The organism is Geobacillus sp. FSL K6-3411 (assembly GCF_037965715.1).
GTDB classification, from domain to species: Bacteria; Bacillota; Bacilli; order Bacillales; family Anoxybacillaceae; genus Geobacillus; species Geobacillus thermodenitrificans.
In genome coordinates this window covers 2850956-2873727 of record NZ_CP150187.1, presented here as the reverse complement: position 1 = coordinate 2873727, position 22772 = coordinate 2850956, and the positions used below count along the sequence as shown (strand labels likewise).

The window sequence follows — 22772 nt, the reverse complement described above, 5'->3', positions numbered from 1 at the left end:
AAAAAAGCTTGCCACCCCCGTTGTTTTAGGCCATCATTGAGGTAACCCCACACCCAACACCCAAAACAAAGGAGTGACAAGCTTGTTACCTCAATTATTAGCCTATTTGCTCGAAATAATCAAGTCCCAACATCAAATCATTGTCTATTTAATTGGTGCCTTATTAGGAAAATCCTTAAGCCGCAAAGACATGGACGAACCGGTTCGAAAACCGTACCGAAAACTTCAAGTCGATGACCTTCCCATCATCGATGTCCCAGAAACACTCGACTACCGGCAGCTTTTAGCCGACTACGAAGCCCGGCACGGCCGTCCGTTGCCGCCGATCCAACGCCGGGACAACGCTAAACACCGTGTTCCGGATTCGTTGACGTGTCCCCGTTGCCAGGCGCCGTCATCCTACCTGTACACCAACAACGGCGGAAAAGGGCAGTACCAATGCAAAGTGTGCCAATGCCGGTTCAACCATCGAAATCGGTTCAAAAAGCAAGCGGTCTTTCGTTGCCCGCACTGCTTCCAAACGCTTGAGAAAATCAAAGAACGCAAGGACTACTACATCTACAAATGCAAGAACAACGACTGCCCGTTTTACCAAAAGAACCTTCGCCGGATGAGCCAAAAAGAACGCCAACGGTTCCAGCAGAACCCTCAAGCCTTCAAGGTGCGGTATCTGTTCCGTGAGTTTTTGTTTGACTTTCAACCATTGGCCCCATCGTCGCCGAAAAAGCCAAAGGTCGATTTGTCTCGTCTGGCGGTGTCGTCGCACACCCTCGGACTCGTGTTGACGTACTACGTTAACTATGGGATGTCCTCCAGACAGACAGCCGGAATCATGAAGGATGTGCATGGCGTGTCGATCTCCCATCAGACGGTACTCAACTACGCCAATAGCGTCGCGCTCATGATTCAGCCATTTGTCGACCAGTTCCCGTACGAGCTGTCCGGCTCGTTCTGTGGGGATGAGACGTATATTCGCGTGAAAGGACGCTGGCATTACCTGTTTTTTATGTTTGATGCCGTGAAAAAAGTGGTGTTGTCGTATCGCGTCTCGCCCCACCGGGATGCGTTGTCGGCCATCCGGGCCATCGATGACGTCCTGCGAAAGCTGTCGTCCATCCCGGACGATTTGTCGTTCGTCGTCGACGGCAATCCCATTTACCTGCTGGCGCAGCACTTTTTTGCCCAGCACGGGATTCCGTTTGACGTCCGCCAAGTGATCGGACTGACCAATGAGGATCCGGTGTCCGAAGAGTTCCGCGCGCTCAAACAAATCATCGAGCGATTCAACCGGACGTTTAAAGGCAACTATCGGCCGACTCACGGATTTGGCGCGGAAGAAGGATCGGTCTCCTTTGTCACGCTGTTTGTGGCGTATTTCAACTTCCTGCGCCCGCACGGTGCACTCGAAGGCCGGGTTCCTGTCGTCATCCCGGAGCTCGCCGATCTGCCCCATATGCCGGCCCGGTGGACGAAGCTGATCGCCATGGCTCAAGATTTCCTCCAACAAGAGGCAGCCTAACTTTTTTGTCCGCCGGAGCCCATGGATCAGAAGAACAGCCGGATTCGGCGAAGCGAACCCTTGACCAACCGAACCTCGTCAAAGGTAAAATTCGGTAAGGGCAAGGGCGGCTTTCCTATGCCCTCTTTTTTGTCCCCGTCGCCCTTGACGTCCCTTTCACACCTTTGGCGGGGTGTTGGTCAAGGGCGAATCCGGCTCCAAGGATGCCTTACGATGCTCCATGGGATGGCGGATGTGGAGTTTTCATAAAACTTTTGACGCTACCTTTGTGTATCGCGTGTTTAGTACATATACCGGTTCATAAAGCGAAGCCGGTCAAACCGTTGAATCGATTCCGGATCGACTCGTTTGCCGATGCGGACCATTAGGCAGTTCGCCGGATGAGAACAAATTTCCGGGTCGTCGGTCGCGTACCAGACGAGCCCGCCGGCGTTCATCATTTTCTCCATTACTTTTCGGTATTCCCATACGTTTAGCCCGGTTCCTTTTAAATCCCAATGCCAGTAATACTCAGTTGTAATGATAATATAATCTTCCATCGCATCGTCCATCATGGAGACGATCAATAAATTTTTTCCAACACCAAAACCACGAAATTCAGGGATTACTTCAATGGCACCGAGCTCGATTAAATTTTCCATCTTTCCTTCGGACCAACGTTCAAGCGGATCTGGATATAAAAACGTGACATAACCGACGATGGTTCCACCGCGACGGGCGATAATGATCCGCCCTTCCGGCAGCTTGGCGATCTCGATTAATGCTTCGTGTTGTTTGGAGGGCTGGCGGAATGAAGTTAAGTCAGGGTGAAATTCGTAGCTGGCCAATGCTTCCGGTGTTACCGGTCCTTCGATGAGAAGCGTCCCTTTCGGTGTTTTCAGCTCTTTGGCGTTATACGTTTTTTTATGTTCCATTCGGTCACCACCTGAATCACTCAATCTTCTTTCATTATACATAAAAATGGCCTTAGTAATCGCAGTTCAAAAAAATTTCAAAAAAATAGGCGACGGGAATATTTTAAAAATTGAGAAATCAATTATTATCTACTATAATAAGTAATGTAACCACTTACATAAGGGGGATCGGAGAATGAAAACGGAACTGCTACCCGTCGTACAAGGGGATTACAACTTGAAAAACTACGAGGAAGCATACGAACAATTTGAATGGACGGAAACGGAAAAGGCGTTTTCTTGGTATGAAACTGGACGAGTCAACATGGCGTACGAAGCGATCGACCGCCATGCCGAGTCGTTCCGAAAAAATAAGGTGGCACTTTACTACCGTGACGCTGTGCGGAACGAGAAATATACGTTCAAAGAAATGAAGGAGCTGTCCAACAAAGTTGCCAACGTCTTAAAGCAGGTGGCCGACATTGAAAAAGGCGACCGCGTGTTTGTGTTTATGCCGCGTTTGCCGGAACTGTATTTTACGGTGCTTGGCATCATTAAAACCGGCGCCATCGTCGGACCGCTGTTTGAAGCGTTTATGGAAGGAGCGGTACGCGACCGTCTAGAAGATAGCGGAGCGAAAGCGATCGTCACGACGCCGGAGCTGTTGCCGCGTGTGCCGGTCGGCGACCTTCCGGAACTGAAGTACGTCTTTTTAGTTGGTGACGATATTGTTGAAGAAGGGCCGTACATCGATTTGAAAAAGCGGATGAATGAGGCGAGCAAACACTTTGACATCCAATGGGTGGATCGTCAAGACGGCCTGATTTTGCACTATACGTCCGGCTCGACCGGCAAGCCGAAAGGCGTTTTGCACGTCCATAATGCGATGATCCAACACTATCAAACAGCGAAATGGGTGCTTGATTTAAAAGAAGATGACATTTATTGGTGCACAGCCGATCCGGGTTGGGTGACCGGGACGTCATACGGCATTTTCGGTCCGTGGCTGTGCGGAGCATCGAGTGTGATCGTCGGAGGCCGCTTCAGCCCGGACGCTTGGTATCAAACGATTCAAGACTTCGGTGTCACCGTCTGGTACAGCGCACCGACGGCGTTCCGCATGCTGATGGGCGCGGGCGATGAAGTGGTGAAAAAATACGACTTAAGCTCGCTCCGCCATGTGTTAAGCGTCGGTGAGCCGCTCAACCCGGAAGTCATCCGCTGGGGACTGAAAGTGTTCGGCCGCCGCATTCATGATACGTGGTGGATGACGGAAACAGGTGGTCATCTCATTTGCAACTACCCGTGCATGGAAATTAAGCCTGGTTCGATGGGGAAACCCATTCCAGGCGTGCAGGCAGCAATCATCGATGATCAAGGGAACGTCCTGCCGCCGTATCGGATGGGCAACTTAGCCATCAAAAAAGGTTGGCCGTCGATGATGAAAACGATTTGGAACAACCCGCAAAAATACGAATCGTACTTTATCGGCGATTGGTATGTGTCCGGCGACTCGGCTTACATGGACGAAGACGGCTATTTCTGGTTCCAAGGGCGCGTGGACGATGTGATCAATACATCGGGCGAGCGCGTCGGCCCGTTTGAAGTCGAAAGCAAGCTCGTCGAGCACCCGGCTGTTGCTGAAGCCGGTGTCATCGGCAAGCCGGACCCGGTGCGCGGAGAAATCATCAAGGCGTTCATCGCGCTCCGTGAAGGATACGCGCCGTCAGAAGAGCTGAAAGAAGACATTCGCCAGTTTGTGAAAAAAGGGCTTGCTGCCCATGCCGCGCCGCGCGAGATCGAGTTCCGCGACAAACTGCCGAAAACGCGAAGCGGAAAAATTATGCGCCGCGTCTTAAAAGCGTGGGAGCTCAACTTGCCGACCGGCGACTTATCGACCATGGAAGACTAAACACGAACATAGGCGCCCGGAATGTTGCGCTTTCCGGGCGCTTTTTCTTATAGCGTCAGATGATGCAATGCTCCGTCAGTTGTTCGCCATTCATACAACTCCGTGACGGAAAAAGATAACGGGAGACGTAACGGTTGAAAAAGTGGGATGACAAGGCATAAAAGACGAGCGAGAGGAAGTGGAACGAACGACCACGAGTATATAGGCGGCGAAAGGAGGTTCTCCTGCCGGTCGAAAAATAGGTGCCCGCTCATAAAAAAAGGCTTTCCAACTGTTTGGTTGGAAAGCCTCATAATATTTATCTAGAAGAAGATGGGGGAGCTTCGCTATTTTCCGCGTTGTCCGCACTAGCGGGCGAATTGGCCGGCGGGGAGGACTGGGCGGCCGGCAGTGCGACTTTGCTTGATGGTGCTGATTCCCGGCCAGCAATATCGACAGCGGTGACGTAATATGTTGCTCCCGGTTTGAGATCGGAAAAGGCAGTCGCTTCCTCCGCTTTGATGATGGCGACGATTTGCCGCTTTCCGGTTTCGCTTACCTGATAGACGCGGTAGCCGATGACATCGCGTTCTCCGTGGCGAGCCCAGACGAGCTGATTGTCATTCAGGCGGGCGGCCGGTGGGGCGGGCACGCGTCCATTGTCTTTTAAGGTGGAAACAACGAACGCATCGCCAACCGATGTCTTTCTATTGATTCCCCACTGATCGAGCAATTTTGGATTGACAACGACCTCGCGGGTGACAAACTCTTCCGGCGTCGTCTCGAGCGCTGCATATCGATGCTCGCCAATGACGACAACCCGCCCCTCGGTCAAATAGTCATCGCTTCCTTGCCGCGGCGTAAACTTTGTATTGTATAAATCATAGCGAACGAGTCCAGCTTTTTTACATGCCGATGACGGGCTGAATCCACTCGTGGCACAATACGCGCGGCGAACGATGCCGCCTGGCATTAAAAACCGTTCCGACGGATTGATGAGTTTCGGTTTCACACGATGGGCAGCATTCATCAATTGCGCCCATAATAGCTGAGTGCGTTGGCCGTAGGAAAACCCTTTGTAGCGCGACTCAAGAGACGCTGGACGATCGTAACCGATCCAAACGCCGAACGTGACGTTCGGATTAGTGGCAACAAACCATGAATCGCGATTGTCTTGCGATGTTCCCGTTTTACCGGCCCAGTCAGCAGAAAACGTCAAGTAACGCCGCACTGAAGAGGCGGTTCCACCGCGCAGCACGTCACGCATCATATCGATCATTAAATACGATGTTTGCGGAGAAAAGACGCGAACCGGTTTGCTTGTATGTTGATAAATGACTTTTCCGTCTTTGTCGGTAATCTTTTCGATCATATACGCATCGACAAATGAGCCGTAATTGGCAAACGTCGCATACGCATTCACGTTTTCTTCGACGGTGACACCGATATTCGTCCCGCCGATCGCTAAAGCCGGATGTTTTTCTTCTTCCTTAGCGACGCTGGTGATCCCCATTTTGTGCAAATAGTCGACCGGATGGCGGTTTTGGATTTTCGTATAGACCCGAACAGCCGGGATGTTGTACGAATGTTGAAGCGCGCGCCGCGCTGTGACAAGGCCGTGCGTTTTTCCATCCGCATTTTTTGGCTTATACGAACCGATCGAAAGCGGAAGATCAGGAATGATCGAGCCGGGCTGAATGACGCCCATCTCCATCGCCGGTGCGTACACTAAAAGCGGCTTCATCGTTGAACCGTTCGAACGGTACGCCTGGGTGGCGTGATTTAACTGCTCGCGCTTGTAATCACGGCCGCCGACAAAGCTGATGATTTTGCCGGTTTTGTTTTCGATGAGCATCGCCCCGACTTCGACCGGCTGGCGCTTGGCGATCCGTTTCCCTGTTTTTGTGTCTGTCACATAATACAACCGCTCGTTGCCGTAATACGGGTAGTTGGCGGCCACACGCTGCATTTGCTCATAAATCGCTTTGTCGATCGTCGTATGGATGTGCAAGCCTCCTTGCCGCAACATTTTTTCCGCTTCACCGACATAGCGGCTGTATAAAGCAGCATCGCGTTTCAGCTCTTCCGGCTTGTGGCCATCGCGTTTAGCGAACGTTTCCGCAAGCACGTCTTTGGCTCGTCTTTCGATTTCCATTGTTAAAAACGGATAGCGCTCAAACGGTGTCGGTTTCGGAGCGGCGAAATGCTTCGTCACATCGTAGGCGAGCGCTTCTTTATACTGCTTATCAGAAATATAACCAGCGCGCTTCATCCGGTAGAGCACTGTTTTCATCCGTTCCAATCCGGCCGATATATCTTGTTTGCGGCTCCCATCAGCGGTAAACGGTGTATAGACGAACGGGTTTTGCGGCAAGCCGGCTAAAAACGCCGCTTGGGCGAGATTGAGTTCTTTGGCGTCAACGCCAAACACTCCTTGGGCAGCGGCTTGGATGCCGGCGATGTTGCGGCCCGATGAACTGCGGCCGAACGGAACAACGTTTAAGTAGGCCTCTAAAATTTCTTCCTTGGAAAAAAACCGTTCCAAGCGCATCGCCAATAACATTTCCTTCGCCTTGCGTTCAAACGACACTTCACTGGTCAGCAGCTGGTTTTTGACGAGTTGCTGCGTAAGTGTACTGCCGCCGCTTTTGATCGGTGAATTGGTCACTTCTTGAAATATAGCGCGAATGACAGCCTTGGGAACGACGCCGTCATGCTCGTAAAAATGCTCATCTTCCGTGGCGATCACCGCCTGCACAACGTACGGGGAGACGTCGGCAAGGCGCACCGACTCGCGGTCGAGATCAGATCGGAATTGGCCTAAATAGATGCCGTCAGCAAAATACATATGGCTCGTTTCTTCATAGCTGTAAATCTCATTTTTCAGTTGGTCATGGGACGGAACCTCCATATCTTTCACCAAAAAGGCAAAATAGCCGGCACCGATGCCCACGGCAAAACAAACAAGACAGAGTGTGGCGATGAGCAAAATAAGGATGACATTCCAGACGACGTCATATGTAAGGGAAAAATAGTACCACACTTTTTGTAAAGAAGCTCGAAACCGTTTTTGTTCCATATCGGGCCCCCTATAATGGCAAATCATATATATAAAGTATAGCATACTCGCATGTTCTGTTGCGGGATTTTGTCGCTTTTTCGCCATTTGTGGCGAAAAAAGCCGGAGTTGACAGTGAGTGTGCTGGTATGGTAAAAGAATGTATATATTCATACCGACAAAGCGATGACGGGAACAAGTAGCGGTTGTCTCCCTGGTGCAGAGAGCTGGCGGGTGGTGCGAGCCAGTCCATAGGCAAACGTGAATTACCTCCCCGAGCAGCGATGGTGAACGGCTTTGTCGCCTAGTAGCCGTCTGCCGGCATGCGCCGTTACCGAAATGAGCGAGAAAGCAACATGCTTTCTAAGTAGGGTGGTACCGCGACGAACACTCGCCCCTTCATGCAGGGCGGGTGTTTTCTTTTTTGACGACATTCATTAAAGAGGTGAGAAAAACATGAACCTGCTTGAAGAACTGCAATGGCGCGGACTTGTCAATCAAACGACGGATGAGGATGGGCTTCGAAAGCTCCTGAATGAGGAGAAGGTGACGCTTTATTGCGGGTTTGACCCGACAGCAGACAGCTTGCATATCGGCCATTTGGTCACGATCATGACCTTGCGTCGCTTCCAACAGGCGGGGCATCAACCGATCGCCTTAGTCGGCGGCGCCACCGGTTTGATCGGCGATCCGAGTGGCAGAAAAAGCGAGCGCACGCTCAACGCCAAGGAGACGGTCGAGACGTGGAGCGCCCGAATCAAAGCGCAACTCGAGCGGTTTCTTGATTTTGAGGCTGAGAGCAATCCAGCGAAAATCAAAAACAACTACGACTGGATCGGGCCGCTTGATGTCATTTCGTTTTTGCGTGACATCGGCAAGCATTTCAGCGTCAATTACATGCTTGCGAAAGAATCGGTGCAGTCGCGCATTGAAATGGGCATTTCGTTTACCGAGTTCAGCTATATGATGCTGCAGGCGTACGACTTCCTCAACTTGTACGAAACGGAAGGTTGCCGACTACAAATCGGTGGCAGCGACCAATGGGGCAACATCACGGCGGGGCTTGAGCTCATCCGCAGAACGAAAGGTGAGGCGAAAGCATTCGGTTTGACGGTTCCGCTCGTGACGAAAGCCGATGGGACGAAGTTTGGAAAAACGGAAAGCGGCGCGGTTTGGCTCGATCCGGAAAAAACGTCGCCGTATGAGTTTTACCAGTTCTGGATCAACACCGATGACCGCGATGTGATCCGTTACTTAAAATATTTCACGTTCTTGACAAAAGAAGAGATCGACGCGCTTGAACAAGAGCTGCGCGAAGCGCCGGAGAAGCGGGTGGCGCAAAAAACGCTTGCTTCCGAAGTGACGAAGCTCGTGCATGGCGAAGAGGCGCTCAATCAAGCGATTCGTATTTCAGAAGCACTCTTTAGCGGCGACATTGCCGAGCTGACGGCTGTGGAAATCGAGCAAGGGTTTAAAAACGTGCCGTCGTTTGTCCATGAAGGAGGCGACGTCCCGCTCGTCGAGCTGCTCGTAGCTGCCGGCATCTCGCCATCGAAGCGGCAGGCGCGCGAAGATGTTCAAAACGGTGCGATTTATGTTAACGGCGAGCGCATCCAAGATGTCGGCGCTGTCTTAACGGCCGAACACCGTTTGGAAGGGCGGTTTACCGTGATCCGCCGAGGCAAGAAGAAGTATTATTTAATCCGCTACGCTTAAACAAAAAAGCTCCGAAATGCATCGGCATTTCGGAGCTTTTTTTGCGCATTAACGCGAGTAGAACTCAATTGTTTCATCTCACTTGATATATCAGTGTTTAAAAACCTTCTTAAAAATTACCTCAATCAAATTCATTTTCTCCATTTGTTGAAACAGAAAGAAGAAGTTATCATCACGATTCGTGCACTTGGAAAGTTGTTAGGCTTCACTTCCGAACAGGTTTGGCACCAGTTTGTGATCAGGAATTAGTTTTCCAAGGGCTTGTTCCCTGAATGTTCTTGACACAACTGTCGTTGTCGAGCACTTGACTTTGCCATCAAGTGGGGCAGCACCAGCTGGCCAAGCGTGGACAACACCGTGTGTATGCGATCGTGGACAGTTTGCCGCTTAAGCTATGTCATCCATTCCGAATGGATCGCACCAAACGGTTTCGTAGAGAAGCGGATATTGGCTATTGTGCTTCGAAAAAGATCGTTTTCAAACTTTATCCGCAGATCACCAATTAAGGAGTTCCGATGGGATACGCCATCAATGAAGCATCTTGTGTATGATCGGGTGCCGCTGAAACCATCATAGTGCAAATTCTACATCCATAAACCTAGGTGGACAAAGAGTACATCAGCCAAAAACTACAAAAGGAGCTGTACAAAGAGCATCGAGTTGCTTTTTGAATGCCCGTTCGAAAAAATGAGCGAATTCGCCAATCCATCTCATGGAAACAGCGGATGAAATGAAAATGCAAAGTGATTGAAACCGTGTTTTCGATTTTCAGCGATTTGTATTGGCTCATCGAGATTCGAGCGAACTCGATTTCGAGATTTGAAACGGCACTAGATGGGATTTTACTGGCTTACTCCTTTGTTGTTCTTCGGTTAGTTGAGTGTTAACGCTCCACTAGCACCAGGGGGATATAAATAATGGTTATAATATTGAGAAAATTAATATTATTACTAAAATAAATGATATAATATTGTTCAAGAGAATGCACATTAGAATACATTGATTAAAAGTGGGGGATGTAAATGGTTCCAGACCTTAAACATATCAATCGGTTTCCAATGAATAATCAACATATGCTACAGCATGAATGTGTTTACAAAATAGCATTAGATCATTTATACGATGGTGTTTTCATTACAGACAACGAATGTAAAATTCTTTACGTTAATGAAGCGTATACAAAAATGTCAGGTCTTAAATATGAAGATGTTGTCGGCCATTATGTGGATGATTTAGAAGCAAAAGGTATATTTAAAAATTCTACTTCACCTCATGTTCGAAGGGAAAACAAGATTATTAGTTCCATTGGAAAGGCAAAAGATGGAGTAGAAATGTTAATTACAGGAAAACCGATATATGATGAAAACAATGAACTCATCTATGTAGTGGTTAATCAGAGGGATATTTCTGATTTAGAAATTATGAGGCAAAAATTAATAGTAACAGAAAACAAAATGGCAGTAGTGGTACCGTCAAGAATTTTGTGTAATGTAAGATAGATAGGGTATCTCTGAAATGGATTTGGAATGGATAGGGAACCGGTTTCCTCCACACAAGAGACTGAATATTCAGTCTCTTGTGTGGAAAGGGAAAATCCCCTTATTTTGTTTATTTACAATATTTGGTTAACAATAACGTTCTTCAAACATTCGTTGAAGGGCTTCTTGCGCTTCGGCAAATCCTCGCAACTTTCGCCCTGCCCATTTCTCGTTAAAGTCCTGTATCGTCAAATATACGACTTTTTCAGCGGCTTCTAAACTGCTCAAACTGTTCATCGGTTTTAGGCGTTTCCGAATCTCCTTGATCGTTCGTTCGATGGCATTGGTCGTATAAATCACACTTCGAATACTGCTTGGATAGTCCATAAAGGTGAGAAGGACATCCAACTCATTTGCCCAAGATTGGACTTCCCTTGGGTATTTGTGAGACCATTTGGATTGAAACTGTTGAAACATCTCCAATGCGATTTCTTTATTCGGAGAACGATAAATGAGTTTCAGGTCCTCCGCCATTTCGAATTGATCTTTTTTCCGAACACGGCTGAGGGTGTTGCGGACTTTGTGCACGACACAGCGCTGCACATCGGCTTTCGGATACACCGCCTTAAAGGCTTCCTCCAACCCCGGAAGGCCATCGAAGACGCCAAGAAGCACTTCCTTGACTATAAATGCTAGTTTAAGAATGTACAAAAGTGATTGGATAAGAATGTACAATTTTGATTTTAACATGCATACTGATTTCGAGGTGAAATGGTGTGCATGTAAATTTGAAAATCACAACAGAGATTGAAATTCATAGTTTATCAGATTTGCCAAAATTTAAAACCCTTATGGAGAGTTTGGGAATGAAAATTAATAAGAGTCAATTAGCACGAGATCTCAATGTAGATAGGAGGACGATTGATAAATATTTGAATGGTCTTATCCCAAAAAAGACACGAAAAAGAGGGTCTAAGATTGATAAATACTACGATGTGATTTCTCAATTGCTTTCAAAAGAATCGAAACAAATTTTTTATTATAAACGGGTTCTTTGGCAGTACTTGAAAGACAATCACGGCTTAGAATGTTCCCAATCAGCCTTTCGGGCCTATATTTCTCGGAAACCAGAGTTTCAAGCATATTTTTCTGAGGGTAAACGGACAAAACCGGTTGGTCAGGTCGTTCGTTATGAAACGGAACCTGGAGAACAAGCGCAATTTGATTGGAAAGAAAATATTCGATACGTAACGAAAGAAGGGGAAATATTAAACGTTAATATAGGGGTATTTCTTCTGTCTCATTCACGATTTCGAACTTTTTTATTAACACTTTCAAAATCGCAGAGTGTGTTGATGTCCTTTTTGATGGAGACGTTTGAAAAGATTGGAGGCGTGCCGAAAACCATTGTCTTTGACAATATGAAGACCGTCATGGATGAAGCGAGAACGGAGTATTCGAAAGGGGTGGTCAATGAACGGTTTGATCAATTTGCCAAAGATTGCGGATTTGACATTCATCCGTGTAAAGCCGGTAGGCCTTATACCAAAGGGAAAGTGGAAGCCACGATGAAGCTAATCGATGAAATTCATGCCTATCAAGGTCAATTTTCATATGAGGAACTTCAGAATTTTGTTCAATCCCTTTGTGAACGGATCAATCATAGCTATCATCAAGGAACGGGAAAAATCCCTATCTTAGCCTTTGAACAAGAAAAGAATCTCTTACAACCCCTGCCAAGGAATGAAATAAGAGATTCTTACAAAATCAAACATACACTTGTAAAAGTCAATTCAGCGGGAATGGTTACCTATAAAGGGAATCAATATTCCGTCCCTGCTGAATACAAAGGAAAAACAGTTGGATTACAAGTGTATGATGACCATATTTACGTTTATTATAACATGCATTTGATTACTCAACATAGGATTAGTTCAATAAAACTGAATTATAAACAAGAACATTACATCGAAATCTTGTCGAGGGGATTACCTCATCACCCGGATATTGATGAGCTAGCCAAGAAGAATTTACTTGCGATTCATGAGGTGTATAAAAATGAATAGTAGTTATCAACAATTAATTCAAAACTTAGAGTATCTCAAGTTAAAACAAATGATTTGTCACCTGAATGAAACCATTGATTTTAGTACGAAAAATCAGCTGTCGTTCGTTGATACACTAGTAAAATTAACGAATTATGAAATTGATATGCGTGAAAGAAATATGATTAACTCGATGGTTAAGGTGGGGGCTTTCCCTCACCTAAAGGAATTAAAAGATTTCGATTTTGACTTTCAGCCTTCAATCAATAAACAACAGATTCTAGATTTTACGACATTACGGTTTATTGAAGAGAATGAAAATATTGTTTTTTTAGGTCCAAGTGGCGTTGGAAAAACCCACTTGGCGACTGCGATTGGAATCGCAGCTGCCAAAAAGCGGACAAGTACGTATTTCATTAAATGTCACGAACTGATTTTACAATTGAAGAAAGCGAAAATGGAAAATCGTTTAGACAATCGTTTAAAACATTATGGAAAATACAAGCTATTAATCATTGATGAGATTGGCTATTTGCCGATTGACAGAGAAGATGCAAAATTGTTTTTCCAGTTGATTGATTTACGGTATGAAAAGAAAAGCACGATATTTACTACCAATGCCAATTTTAAGGATTGGGGGGAGGTATTTCAAGATTCAAAGCTAGCCAATGCCATCCTAGATCGTATTTTACATCACGCGACCGTGATTAATATTGTAGGGGATTCATATCGAATAAAAAATCACTTAGAAAGAGAAAAAGAAAACGAGTAAAAATGTACATTCTTAAACAGTCAAAAGTGTACATGTTTATCTTGACATTTACATCCTTGACGCCTCTTTTGTAGAGCTGTTGGAGAATCTCCTGCCATACATAGGCGCTTTCTTGTCCTCCTACGAAGAAATCAAGAATTTCACGATACCCTTCTTCGTTCACCCCCAATACCACATAAATAACTTCTTTCTCTACCGTATCCCGGCGAAGTTTCACGTACAAGCCGTCCAAATATAAGACCGAATAACGCTGGTGTAGTGGACGAGCGTGCCATTTCTCGATGTCTTCCTTCACGACATCGGTAATCCGGCTGATCGTCGCAGGAGAATAGGTGCTTCCTAGAATTCGTTCGATAAACTTGCCAATTTCACGCGTGCTCATGCCACTTTGGTACATCCTAATGATTGCTTCCTCCAGCCAGCCCGTGTGCCGTTGGTAAGGGGCAAACAACTGTGTTTGAAATTCCCCGTTTCGGTCTCTTGGAACCAAAAGACCCTCAATCCGGCCATATTGTGTATCTAGATTTCGCTGATAGTAGCCGTTTCTCATATTCGGCGTTCCAGCCTGTTCGATTTCGAGGAAATTTTTGATTTCTTCCCGCATAATCAGTTCTAATTTTTCTTTTACAAACTGACGAATGGCATTTTCCAGTTGATTTGCCCAGTCGACATTCGGTATACTTCTTTTAGACATAGGTAGGGTACTCCTTTCTCTGGAATGTGTTGTGGTCCAAATCAGAGAATACCCTACCTTTTTTCTTTTGTTCTAGCAAAATGCTTTACACAAAATTTTATACATCATCGCCAAACGTGGACAACATCACGCTTATGCGGTGGTGGATAGCTTACCCATTGAACTCTGCCACCACGCACGAATGTATCGCGTCAAACGATTTCAAGGAATCGCAGATATTGGGTATTGTGCATCCAAAAAGATGGCTTACTATGGATTTAAGCTTCATCTTCAGATTACCGACCAAGCGCTTCCGATGGGATATGTCCTGACCGAAGCATCCTGCCACGACCGGACAGCTGCGGAAACCGTGATGGCCCAACTTCCTCATCCGTATACACTTGGCGACAAAGGATATGTGAGCCAAGCCTTGCAAAAGAAACTATACGATGAATACAAAATCGCTTTTTGGACGCCTGCTCGGAAAAATCAACGAGTTGCGCAATCAAAAAAATGGAAACAATGGATGAAGCAAAAACGCAAAATCGTCGAAACTGCGTTCTCGGTTTTAGTGGATTCATTTCGGATTACGGAAATTCGTGCCAATTCGGTTTCTGGATTTGAAACAGCGCTTGATGGCATTTTATTGGCCCATTCTCTCGTTGTTCTTGGGCTAGTGGAGCGTTGACGCTCAACTAGCACCACGGGTATCCAATTCTTTTTTGTTTTTCATTCAAATAAATGTTTGAATAATAAAAGAAATGAGGTATAATATATTCAAACGGAAATTTGAATATGAAAGGGGGATAATGAATGAGTAAGAAAGATACATGTGAAATTTATTGTTATGACGAAGAAAAAGTCAATCGAATACAAGGGGAATTGCAAAAAGAAGATATATCCAGTGTTGTCCTGTTGTTTAAAGCACTGGCAGATGAAAATAGGGCAAAAATTGCCTATTCACTTTGCCAAGATGAAGAGTTATGTGTATGTGATATTGCCAATATCATTGGGGCTTCTGTTGCAACCACTTCCCATCATTTACGGACTCTTTATAAACAAGGGATTGTAAAGTATCGAAAAGAAGGAAAGCTAGCATTTTATTCGCTGGATGATGACCATATTAAGCAGTTAATCATGATTGCGTTAGCACATGATAAAGAGGTGAAAGTCCGTGTCTGAACAACAAGCAAAATTATCTAAATCAGAAGCGAAAACCTACCGTGTTCAAGGATTTACTTGTGCAAACTGTGCGGCAAAGTTTGAAAATAATGTAAAATCATTGCCAGGTGTTCAAGATGCTAAAGTAAACTTTGGAGCATCTAAAATTACCGTTTGGGGTACAACAACCATCGAAGAATTAGAAAAAGCAGGAGCTTTTGAAAACTTAAAGGTTCGGGAAGATAAAGAAAAAGCAGTCAAGCGTGAACCTTTTTGGAAGCAAAAAGAGAACATTAAAGTGTATATTTCCGCCGTTTTGCTTGTGATCAGTTGGTTTTTAGGGAAGCAATACGGAGAAGAGCATATCTTTGCGACAATTGGATATGCTGCAGCAATTTTAATCGGTGGATATTCGTTATTTATAAAAGGTTTCAAAAACCTAGTTCGATTGAATTTTGATATGAATACGCTGATGACAGTGGCGATTTTAGGAGCTGCAGCGATTGGTGAATGGGGAGAAGGTGCAACGGTTGTTATTCTATTCGCCATTAGCGAAGCCTTAGAGCGTTATTCCATGGATAAAGCTCGTCAATCCATTGAATCGTTGATGGATATTGCTCCAAAAGAAGCATTAATTCGTCGCGGAAATGAAGAAATGATGGTCCCTGTTGACGATATTCAAGTCGGAGATATTATGATCGTAAAGCCTGGTCAGAAATTAGCGATGGATGGAATCGTCATCAAGGGTACATCTACGCTAAATCAGGCTGCCATTACGGGAGAAAGTGTTCCAGTAACCAAAACAGTCGGTGATGAAGTCTTTGCAGGAACATTGAATGAAGAAGGGTTATTGGAAGTAAAAGTTACAAAACGAGTGGAAGATACAACTCTTTCGAAAATCATCCATTTAGTGGAAGAAGCTCAAGCAGAACGAGCACCTTCTCAAGCGTTTGTAGATCGTTTTGCCAAATACTATACACCAGCCATTATCATTTTTGCTCTTTTACTAGCCGTTATTCCTCCATTATTTATGGGTGCTGATTGGAGCGAATGGATTTATCGAGGTCTAGCTGTATTAGTGGTTGGTTGTCCGTGTGCGCTGGTTATTTCCACGCCTGTTTCGATTGTAACTGCCATTGGAAATGCAGCGAAAAACGGTGTGTTAATTAAAGGTGGTATTTATTTAGAGGAAGCAGGAAACTTAAAAGTGATTGCTTTTGATAAAACAGGAACATTAACAAAAGGTATTCCTTCCGTCACCGATGTAGTCACTTATAATGGCAATGAAAATGAACTAATGACCATTACAGCAGCCATTGAAAAAGGCTCACAACATCCACTTGCTTCCGCCATTATAAGAAAAGCAGAAGAAGATGGATTGAATTTTAATGATGTATCGGTTGAAGAATTCCAATCCATTACAGGTAAAGGGGTCAAAGCCAAAGTAAATAACGCAATGTATTATGTCGGAAGTCCAGGTCTTTTTGAAGAACTTCTTCCAAATGGCATCCAATCAGAAATAAAAGAACAAATTACAACCCTTCAAATACAAGGGAAAACGGTCATGGCATTAGGAACGGAAAAAGAAATTCTGGCGTTAATTGCCGTGGCAGACGAAATAAGAGAATCATCCAAAGAGGTTATTCGAAAACTTCATCAAGTCGGTATTGAAAAAACGGTGATGCTGACGGGAGATAACCAAAGAACAGCCGAAGCCATCGGAAAACAAGTCGGTGTTTCCGATATTAAAGCCGATTTACTTCCAGAAGATAAACTGAATTTCATCAAAGAGCTTCGCGACAAGTATCGAAGTGTTGCGATGGTTGGAGATGGTGTGAACGATGCACCAGCTCTTGCAGCTTCAACCGTTGGTGTGGCAATGGGTGGTGCTGGAACCGATACAGCCCTTGAAACAGCCGATATTGCTTTAATGTCTGATGATTTAAGTAAATTGCCATATACGATTAAATTGAGCCGCAAGGCTTTAGCAATTATTAAGCAAAACATTACCTTCTCTTTGGGCATTAAGGTGCTGGCGTTATTGTTAATTGTACCTGGTTGGTTAACGTTATGGTTAGCGATATTTGCGGATATGGGAGCAACATTAATCGTAACATTAAACAGCATGCGATTGCTAAATGTGAAAGAATAATGCAATAGTTGAAGAAGACACACAAAAAGACCGAATTTATTTCGGTCTCAGACTGTTGACAAAATGGGTTTCAGACGAATGTCTGAAACCCATTTTGTTCCATAAATAGACTATGTTTTCAAAAAAAGTGGGTAGGATGGGAAGCCATGCAAAGGAAAAGAAAGGGCGGTGCTTCGCCTTCCATAGGTAATTCGCCAGTTTTTTTAAATTCATGGCAGCACAAACAAGCATCGCCTGCGCCTCATTTTTTTCCAATCCCCGGTAATGCGTCCAGCGCAGACCATGCTTCTCTTTCATATCGGCGAAATCCCGTTCAATCGTCTCTTTTCGGAGGGCATAGAGTTCCCGGTATTCCGGAACATACCGCAAATGCTCTGCTTCTTCATAGTAGTCCTGCCATACGTGGCGAGTGACTACTTTGGTGTAGCTCTTGCTTTGCGTGCACTGATGAAGATACGGACAGCTTCGGCACACCGCCGGGTCCGATTTGTATTCCCGGTACCCTTCCCGATTCGTAGTAGAGTAAGATAGAACTTGATCATTGGGGCATAGATAACAATCAAAATATTCGTCATACACAAAATCTGATTTCCGAAAGAATCCATCTTTTGTTTTCGGGCGAGTGTACGGCCAAATCGGCTTTACCCCTTGTTCGAGTAAATACTTGGCAATGGCAGGAGTTTTATATCCTGCGTCTACACACACGGCTTCCGGACATGATTGGATTTCCCGTTTCACTCGTTCGAACAGCACAAAAAACGCTTGACTGTCATGGACGTTGGCTGCCGTCACGTAGGTCTGTAGAATCCATCCGTTGCGATCACAAGCTGTATGATACGAATAGGCAAACACTCGCTCCCGTTCATTTTTCACCAACAGTCCGCTCTCCGGATCCGTTTTGCTTACTTTTACTTCCCGTTTTTTTTTTTTTCTCAGATGGCAACGGCGATTTTCCATGAGCGATCCGATCCCGTTCGATTTCTTTTTCGAGTTCCTGTTGGTAGGCTTTGGCTTCGACTTCTGCCATTTCCGTTGTAAACTTCTTTTTATTGGCGCTTGCTTTGACATGAGTGGAGTCTACGTACAAGACACTCGAATCTACCAATCCGTGTTCAAAGGCTTCTTTTAAAATCCGTGAAAAAATTTGATGGAATACATCCGTTCCAGCGAAACGACGCGCATAGTTTTTACTTGGCGTCGAGTGATGAGGAACGGGATCATGAAGACTAAGTCCTAAAAACCAACGGTAGGCGACGTTGGTTCGGATTTGTTCGACGGTTTCACGCATGGAGCGAATCCCAAATACATACTGAATCAAATACATTTTAAACAACATCACTGGATCAATGCTCGGACGTCCATGATCAGGAGAGTAGAGATCTTTCACCACATCATAGATAAAAGAAAAATCAATGGCCGCATCCAGCTTTCTTACCAAGTGATCCTCTGGAACCAGATCATCCAGTTTCACCGTGGTTTCGGTATAGCGCCCATCTTCTTGGTGTGGCCGAAGCATCGTTCCTTTCCTCCATTTCTCCCTCGTCTTACCTTCATAATAAAACAGCTTGTCGACTTTGTCGACAAGCTGAGACCGAATTTATTTCGGTCTTTTTGTGTGGTTTAAAAATCAACATTGAAATTTAACAAAGCCCTGATTAAAGGTAAAGTCCAAATTATTGTGTAAATTCCCCTTTGATAGACAACATGGACCTGATGACTTGACGTATGGTAGGTAAGACCGGAAAGTCTCCCTGCCGGTCGCCTTCCCGGACAAATGATCATGTTGTCAAGGAACAGGCGTGTCAAGGAGCTTTCGCGGCATATCCTCGCTTCGCTCCGGTATTCCACGTTCTCCTTGACACGGCGTAGAGGTTATCCCACTCTCTTGATCGCCGGAGCCTCCTGATTCACCGATCGGACTCCTTGCTCTTTCGTTTTCCGCCACTTCCAATATTCAGCCATATCCAAGTATTTGCGCCCTGACATCCATTTTTCATCGATTTCGATCAACACGGCACCAACGAGGCGATACACCGATTCCCGGTTCGGAAAGATGCGGATGACCCGTTCTCTGCGGCGAATTTCTTCGTTCAGCCGTTCCACTCCGTTGGTCGTGCGCAGGCGCCGCCGGTAACGGTCCGGATAGTCCAATACGGCGGTGGCGTCTTCGAATCCCTCTTCGAGGATTTGCATGGCTTTTGGGGCTTTTTCTTCCCATTTGGCCAGCACTTGTTCCAATAACAGCCGGGCCGTTTGCTTATTTGGAGCATGAAGAATCCCACGAATCTCCTCGAGCAAGGCATCCTGCATATACTTTGGTGCGGCATCGAGGATATTACGAATAAAATGTGTCTGGCATCGTTGCCATGTAGCGCCTTGGAAATGCTTTTCAATGGCTTGCACCAGCCCACCGTGCTGATCCGAGATGATCAAGTCCACTCCCCGGAGTCCCCGGTCTTTCAGCCATCCGAAGAACTCGCTCCAGCTGGACTCCGATTCACTGTTTCCGATTTGCAGGCCAAGAATTTCTCGATATCCTTCCTCATTCACTCCTGTAGCGATCAACACGGCTCTGGAGCGTACTCGTCCATCCTCCCGGACTTTCGTATAAATAGCATCTACTAGCACAAACGGATACACGTGTTCATGAAGGGAACGATAATTCCAGTCTTGGATAATCGGATCCAGTCCCTTGCACAGTGAGGAGACCGTGGATTTGGAAAACGAAGTGCCGCATAATTCCTCCGTGATTTGAGTGATTTTTCGGGTAGACACCCCGTTTACCACCATTTCCATTAGTGCCAGTACCAGTGCTTGTTCGCTCCGTTGATACCGTTGGAACAGTTCCGTAGAGAACTCCCCATCTCTTGTCCGTGGAACGCGCAAGGTCAACCGTCCCACCCGGGTCGTCAGCTGGCGTGGATACGAACCGTTTCGATAGCCTTTTCGTTCTTCCGTTCGTTCATAACGGCGAGCTCCCAGCTGTTCTTCTACTTGTGCCTCGAGGATTTGATTGAGGACTTGTTCCAATAGCTTAGCTAATCCCTCATCTCTGGTGAATAACCCGTGCAAAAGTTCATCATTTAGGGTAATATGATATTGAGCCATGGTTGCATTCCTCCTTATGTTTGGTGTTTTTGGTCCACTGTTTATTCTACCAAAGGGGAAGCAACATGGCTCTTTTTCTATTTCCCTTTTTACACAATTATATGGACTTAACTCGATGCTTGAGGAACTAAAAGTCAAGAAACAATTATGTTTTCATTTTGTAATATAATTACTAATTCTATGAAACATAATTGTTACATTTTATTGATATTCTATTGTTGCGAATTTAAGCAAGGGGAAGAAATTAAGTATAAGTAAGGGGGGCAGTATCTTAAAAAAATTACTATTATACCCGTGGTGCTAGTTGAGCGTTAGAACTCAACTAGCCCTAGTGTGACCAGCGAATAGGCTAACAATATGCCGTCGAGCGCTACTTCAAATCCGATCATGGAATTCGCTCGAATCTCTGTGATCCGGTATTGGTTAACCAGAACCGAGAACACCGTCTCGATCACTTTGCGTTTTTGTTGGATCCATTTCTCCCATGCCTCGGACGAGTAATGTTTCTGGTTTTTTCGAGACGGAGTCCAAAGCGCCATTTGGTACTCTTCGTACAGCCTTTTTTGCAACTCACGGCTAATGAATCCTTTGTCCCCGAAGTTATAGGGATGAGGAATTTGAGTCATCACGCTTTCAGCGGCGATACGATCATGGCAGGATGCTTCCGTCACCACATAGCCCATGGGCAACCCTTGATCGGTCACTTGAAGGTGCAGCTTCAACCCATAGTACCATTGTTTTTTTGAAGCGCAATACTCGATGTCTGCGATCTCTTGAAACCGTTTGACGCGATGCATTCTTGCGGTATGGCACAACGGGAGCGGCAAGCTGTCGACGACGGCATAGGCATGATGTTGGCCGCGTTTTGCCAGCTCATGGCGGATCCATTTGATGGCGAAGCGCAGCGCTCGACAACGGCGGTTGTATCGGGAACGTTCGAGAAACGAGCCGTTTGTGAACAAATTTCCAGTGACAAAGCGATGCCATGCCCGTTCGGATGTAAAACCGAGCAACTTTCCTAAATATGAATCGCGATGACCACGGCGTCTTCCTGTTTGACCAAATGGCGGTTGCGGCGCTGCAGGTACATCTGAATCGATGACAGTTGGGCAGAGACAAAAAAGAAAATGGCGGCATATTGCTTTTGAATCTTGGCTCGATCTGTAGTAAAATGAAAGTGCTCTTGCATAGGGATTCTCCTTTTCAATGTTTGATCGCACTTTCATTTTAAGGAGATCCTCATGCAAGGGCTATTTTTATGCTTGTTTGAGTTTATCTAGCACCACGGGTATAATATAATACTTACTTAATTTCATGAATTCGTTTGGATATATAAAAAGTAAATTTTGTGATTTTATCTTCGCAGCAGAGGAAATCAAAGAGGCAGACAGTGAGCCTTTTCTTTCTAGATCCACGTGTACCGCCCTTCAATAAAACATATAGAGCCAGTCTCCACATTATTTTTCCAATTCATCAACGAGGTCTAAAGTCATAAAATATCTGCATTCCTGCCTAAAACGCACTGATTTTCTAGTTCTTTTTACTTAAATTTGGATATAATTACATTTTTTATTGAACATTTTGTCATCATATGATACGTATAGAGAGAATGGAGATAATTGGGAAAGGGGAACATCATTTGCTTAAGAGATGGAGGAACTTGTTGCTATTGACGTTGATATTAATAGGGGGGTGTGAGATGGATTCGAAGGCTCATCCGGAGAAGTTGCCGAACACGGTGGCATTTCAAGACGAGTTTACTCGAGGATTTATGGTCTCGCCAAAAGAAGTGAAGGAAGGGTATTACTTATTCAAGTCGAAAACCGGCGGATTTACGATGCTGTATCCGAAAAATGCAATAATGGACAAAATGTATTATGAAAAACATAAAGATTATTTCGAAGATATTAATTTCGGAGAAAGTAACAAGAAAGAGAATATTGCTTATTTTGTAAGGATAACATATGAAAATAAAGCAATAACTAATAACATTGATACGAATTTAAAATTATTATCTAATTCTGTTAACTACAATGGGCATTATACAGAATTTCAATATGAAGATAAGATATTCTACTATGCTAAAAATGAAAAACTTCTAAGTAATGGAAAAAGTAAAGCTTATACATTTTTTAGTTATATAAAGTCTAATAAAAGTAATCAAGGAATAGAGTTTATTTACGGAGTGTCATGTTTGAATTTTAAACAAAAATGTAATATTGACCTAACAAAGGAAGAAAAAAATGCTAAGAAGTTAATGAAATCCATTGAATTCCTGCATTAAGTGAACCTGGGGGGCGAAGGAG

The 22772-nt window shown here is 45.1% G+C and carries 13 protein-coding genes, 6 pseudogenes and 1 other annotated feature; of the genes and pseudogenes, 11 read left to right on the top strand and 8 right to left on the bottom strand.

Going from position 1 to position 22772, the window contains the following annotated elements; genetic code table 11:
- The first annotated feature begins 82 nt into the window (after positions 1–82).
- A complete protein-coding gene (locus NSQ22_RS14580; RefSeq protein ID WP_081157677.1) occupies positions 83–1519 on the top strand; it encodes a DDE-type integrase/transposase/recombinase in 1437 nt (478 codons plus the stop codon).
- A gap of 281 nt (positions 1520–1800) precedes the next feature.
- Here NSQ22_RS14580 and NSQ22_RS14575 read toward each other — a convergent pair whose 3' ends face one another.
- On the bottom strand, positions 1801–2433 hold the full coding sequence (locus tag NSQ22_RS14575) for a GNAT family N-acetyltransferase (protein ID WP_008880912.1): 633 nt from the start codon (positions 2431–2433) through the stop codon (positions 1801–1803).
- A 175-nt stretch (positions 2434–2608) separates the two neighbouring features.
- Between NSQ22_RS14575 and acsA the strand changes: the two genes are divergently transcribed.
- Positions 2609–4324, top strand: a complete 1716-nt coding sequence (gene acsA, locus NSQ22_RS14570) for an acetate--CoA ligase (RefSeq protein WP_008880911.1) — start codon at positions 2609–2611, stop codon at positions 4322–4324.
- A gap of 298 nt (positions 4325–4622) precedes the next feature.
- Here the strand turns inward: acsA and NSQ22_RS14565 are convergent, their stop codons facing one another.
- The gene (locus NSQ22_RS14565) at positions 4623–7382 is read right to left on the bottom strand and encodes a transglycosylase domain-containing protein (protein WP_081157601.1); all 2760 of its coding nucleotides are present in this window, start codon (positions 7380–7382) and stop codon (positions 4623–4625) included.
- Positions 7383–7538: 156 nt separating this feature from the next.
- Positions 7539–7763 (top strand) — a binding site (T-box leader).
- Positions 7764–7817: 54 nt separating this feature from the next.
- On the opposite strand from NSQ22_RS14565, the gene tyrS reads away from it, so the two are divergent.
- The 3 genes and pseudogenes from tyrS (at position 7818) to NSQ22_RS14550 (ending at position 10576) form a co-directional block, all read left to right on the top strand.
- A complete protein-coding gene (gene tyrS / locus NSQ22_RS14560; protein ID WP_081157600.1) occupies positions 7818–9077 on the top strand; it encodes a tyrosine--tRNA ligase in 1260 nt (419 codons plus the stop codon).
- 87 nt (positions 9078–9164) lie between these two features.
- Positions 9165–9964, top strand: a pseudogene (locus NSQ22_RS14555) (IS982 family transposase).
- 186 nt (positions 9965–10150) lie between these two features.
- Complete coding sequence (locus NSQ22_RS14550; RefSeq protein WP_339263688.1) at positions 10151–10576, top strand: PAS domain-containing protein; 426 nt, start codon at positions 10151–10153, stop codon at positions 10574–10576.
- A 126-nt stretch (positions 10577–10702) separates the two neighbouring features.
- Here NSQ22_RS14550 and NSQ22_RS14545 read toward each other — a convergent pair.
- Positions 10703–11239 (bottom strand): annotated as a pseudogene (locus NSQ22_RS14545) (transposase); the annotation flags it as partial.
- Positions 11240–11331: 92 nt separating this feature from the next.
- Here NSQ22_RS14545 and istA point away from each other — a divergent pair.
- Positions 11332–12621, top strand: a complete 1290-nt coding sequence (gene istA, locus NSQ22_RS14540; RefSeq protein ID WP_087960193.1) for an IS21 family transposase — start codon at positions 11332–11334, stop codon at positions 12619–12621.
- Positions 12614–13372 carry an IS21-like element helper ATPase IstB gene (gene istB, locus NSQ22_RS14535; protein WP_060476369.1) on the top strand — a complete coding sequence of 253 codons (759 nt, stop codon included), beginning with the start codon at positions 12614–12616 and terminating at the stop codon, positions 13370–13372. Before istA ends, istB begins: the two co-directional genes overlap by 8 nt.
- Before the next feature lie 49 nt (positions 13373–13421).
- Here the strand turns inward: istB and NSQ22_RS14530 are convergent.
- Positions 13422–14066, bottom strand: a pseudogene (locus NSQ22_RS14530) (transposase); the annotation flags it as partial.
- A 106-nt stretch (positions 14067–14172) separates the two neighbouring features.
- Between NSQ22_RS14530 and NSQ22_RS14525 the strand changes: the two are divergent.
- The 3 genes and pseudogenes from NSQ22_RS14525 to NSQ22_RS14515 form a co-directional block, all read left to right on the top strand.
- A pseudogene (locus NSQ22_RS14525) lies at positions 14173–14733 on the top strand (IS982 family transposase); the annotation flags it as partial.
- A 125-nt stretch (positions 14734–14858) separates the two neighbouring features.
- Positions 14859–15227: a metalloregulator ArsR/SmtB family transcription factor gene (locus NSQ22_RS14520; RefSeq protein WP_011230088.1), complete on the top strand. Its 369-nt coding sequence runs from the start codon at positions 14859–14861 to the stop codon at positions 15225–15227.
- Positions 15220–17358, top strand: coding sequence for a heavy metal translocating P-type ATPase (locus NSQ22_RS14515; protein WP_011230089.1), 2139 nt, complete (start codon positions 15220–15222; stop codon positions 17356–17358). Before NSQ22_RS14520 ends, NSQ22_RS14515 begins: the two co-directional genes overlap by 8 nt.
- 36 nt (positions 17359–17394) lie before the next feature.
- Here the strand turns inward: NSQ22_RS14515 and NSQ22_RS14510 are convergent, their stop codons facing one another.
- From NSQ22_RS14510 to NSQ22_RS14495, 4 genes and pseudogenes are all read right to left on the bottom strand, one after another.
- A complete protein-coding gene (locus NSQ22_RS14510; protein ID WP_339263687.1) occupies positions 17395–18426 on the bottom strand; it encodes an IS1182 family transposase in 1032 nt (343 codons plus the stop codon).
- Positions 18427–18550: 124 nt separating this feature from the next.
- Positions 18551–18682 (bottom strand): annotated as a pseudogene (locus tag NSQ22_RS14505) (transposase); the annotation flags it as partial.
- Between the two features lie 548 nt (positions 18683–19230).
- Positions 19231–20466 (bottom strand): IS256 family transposase, encoded by a 1236-nt coding sequence (locus NSQ22_RS14500; RefSeq protein WP_013400931.1) that lies wholly within the window; start codon positions 20464–20466, stop codon positions 19231–19233.
- A gap of 311 nt (positions 20467–20777) precedes the next feature.
- Positions 20778–21655, bottom strand: a pseudogene (locus NSQ22_RS14495) (IS982 family transposase).
- A gap of 510 nt (positions 21656–22165) precedes the next feature.
- On the opposite strand from NSQ22_RS14495, the gene NSQ22_RS14490 reads away from it, so the two are divergent.
- Positions 22166–22750 carry a hypothetical protein gene (locus NSQ22_RS14490; RefSeq protein WP_171355772.1) on the top strand — a complete coding sequence of 195 codons (585 nt, stop codon included), beginning with the start codon at positions 22166–22168 and terminating at the stop codon, positions 22748–22750.
- The last annotated feature ends 22 nt before the right edge of the window (positions 22751–22772 follow it).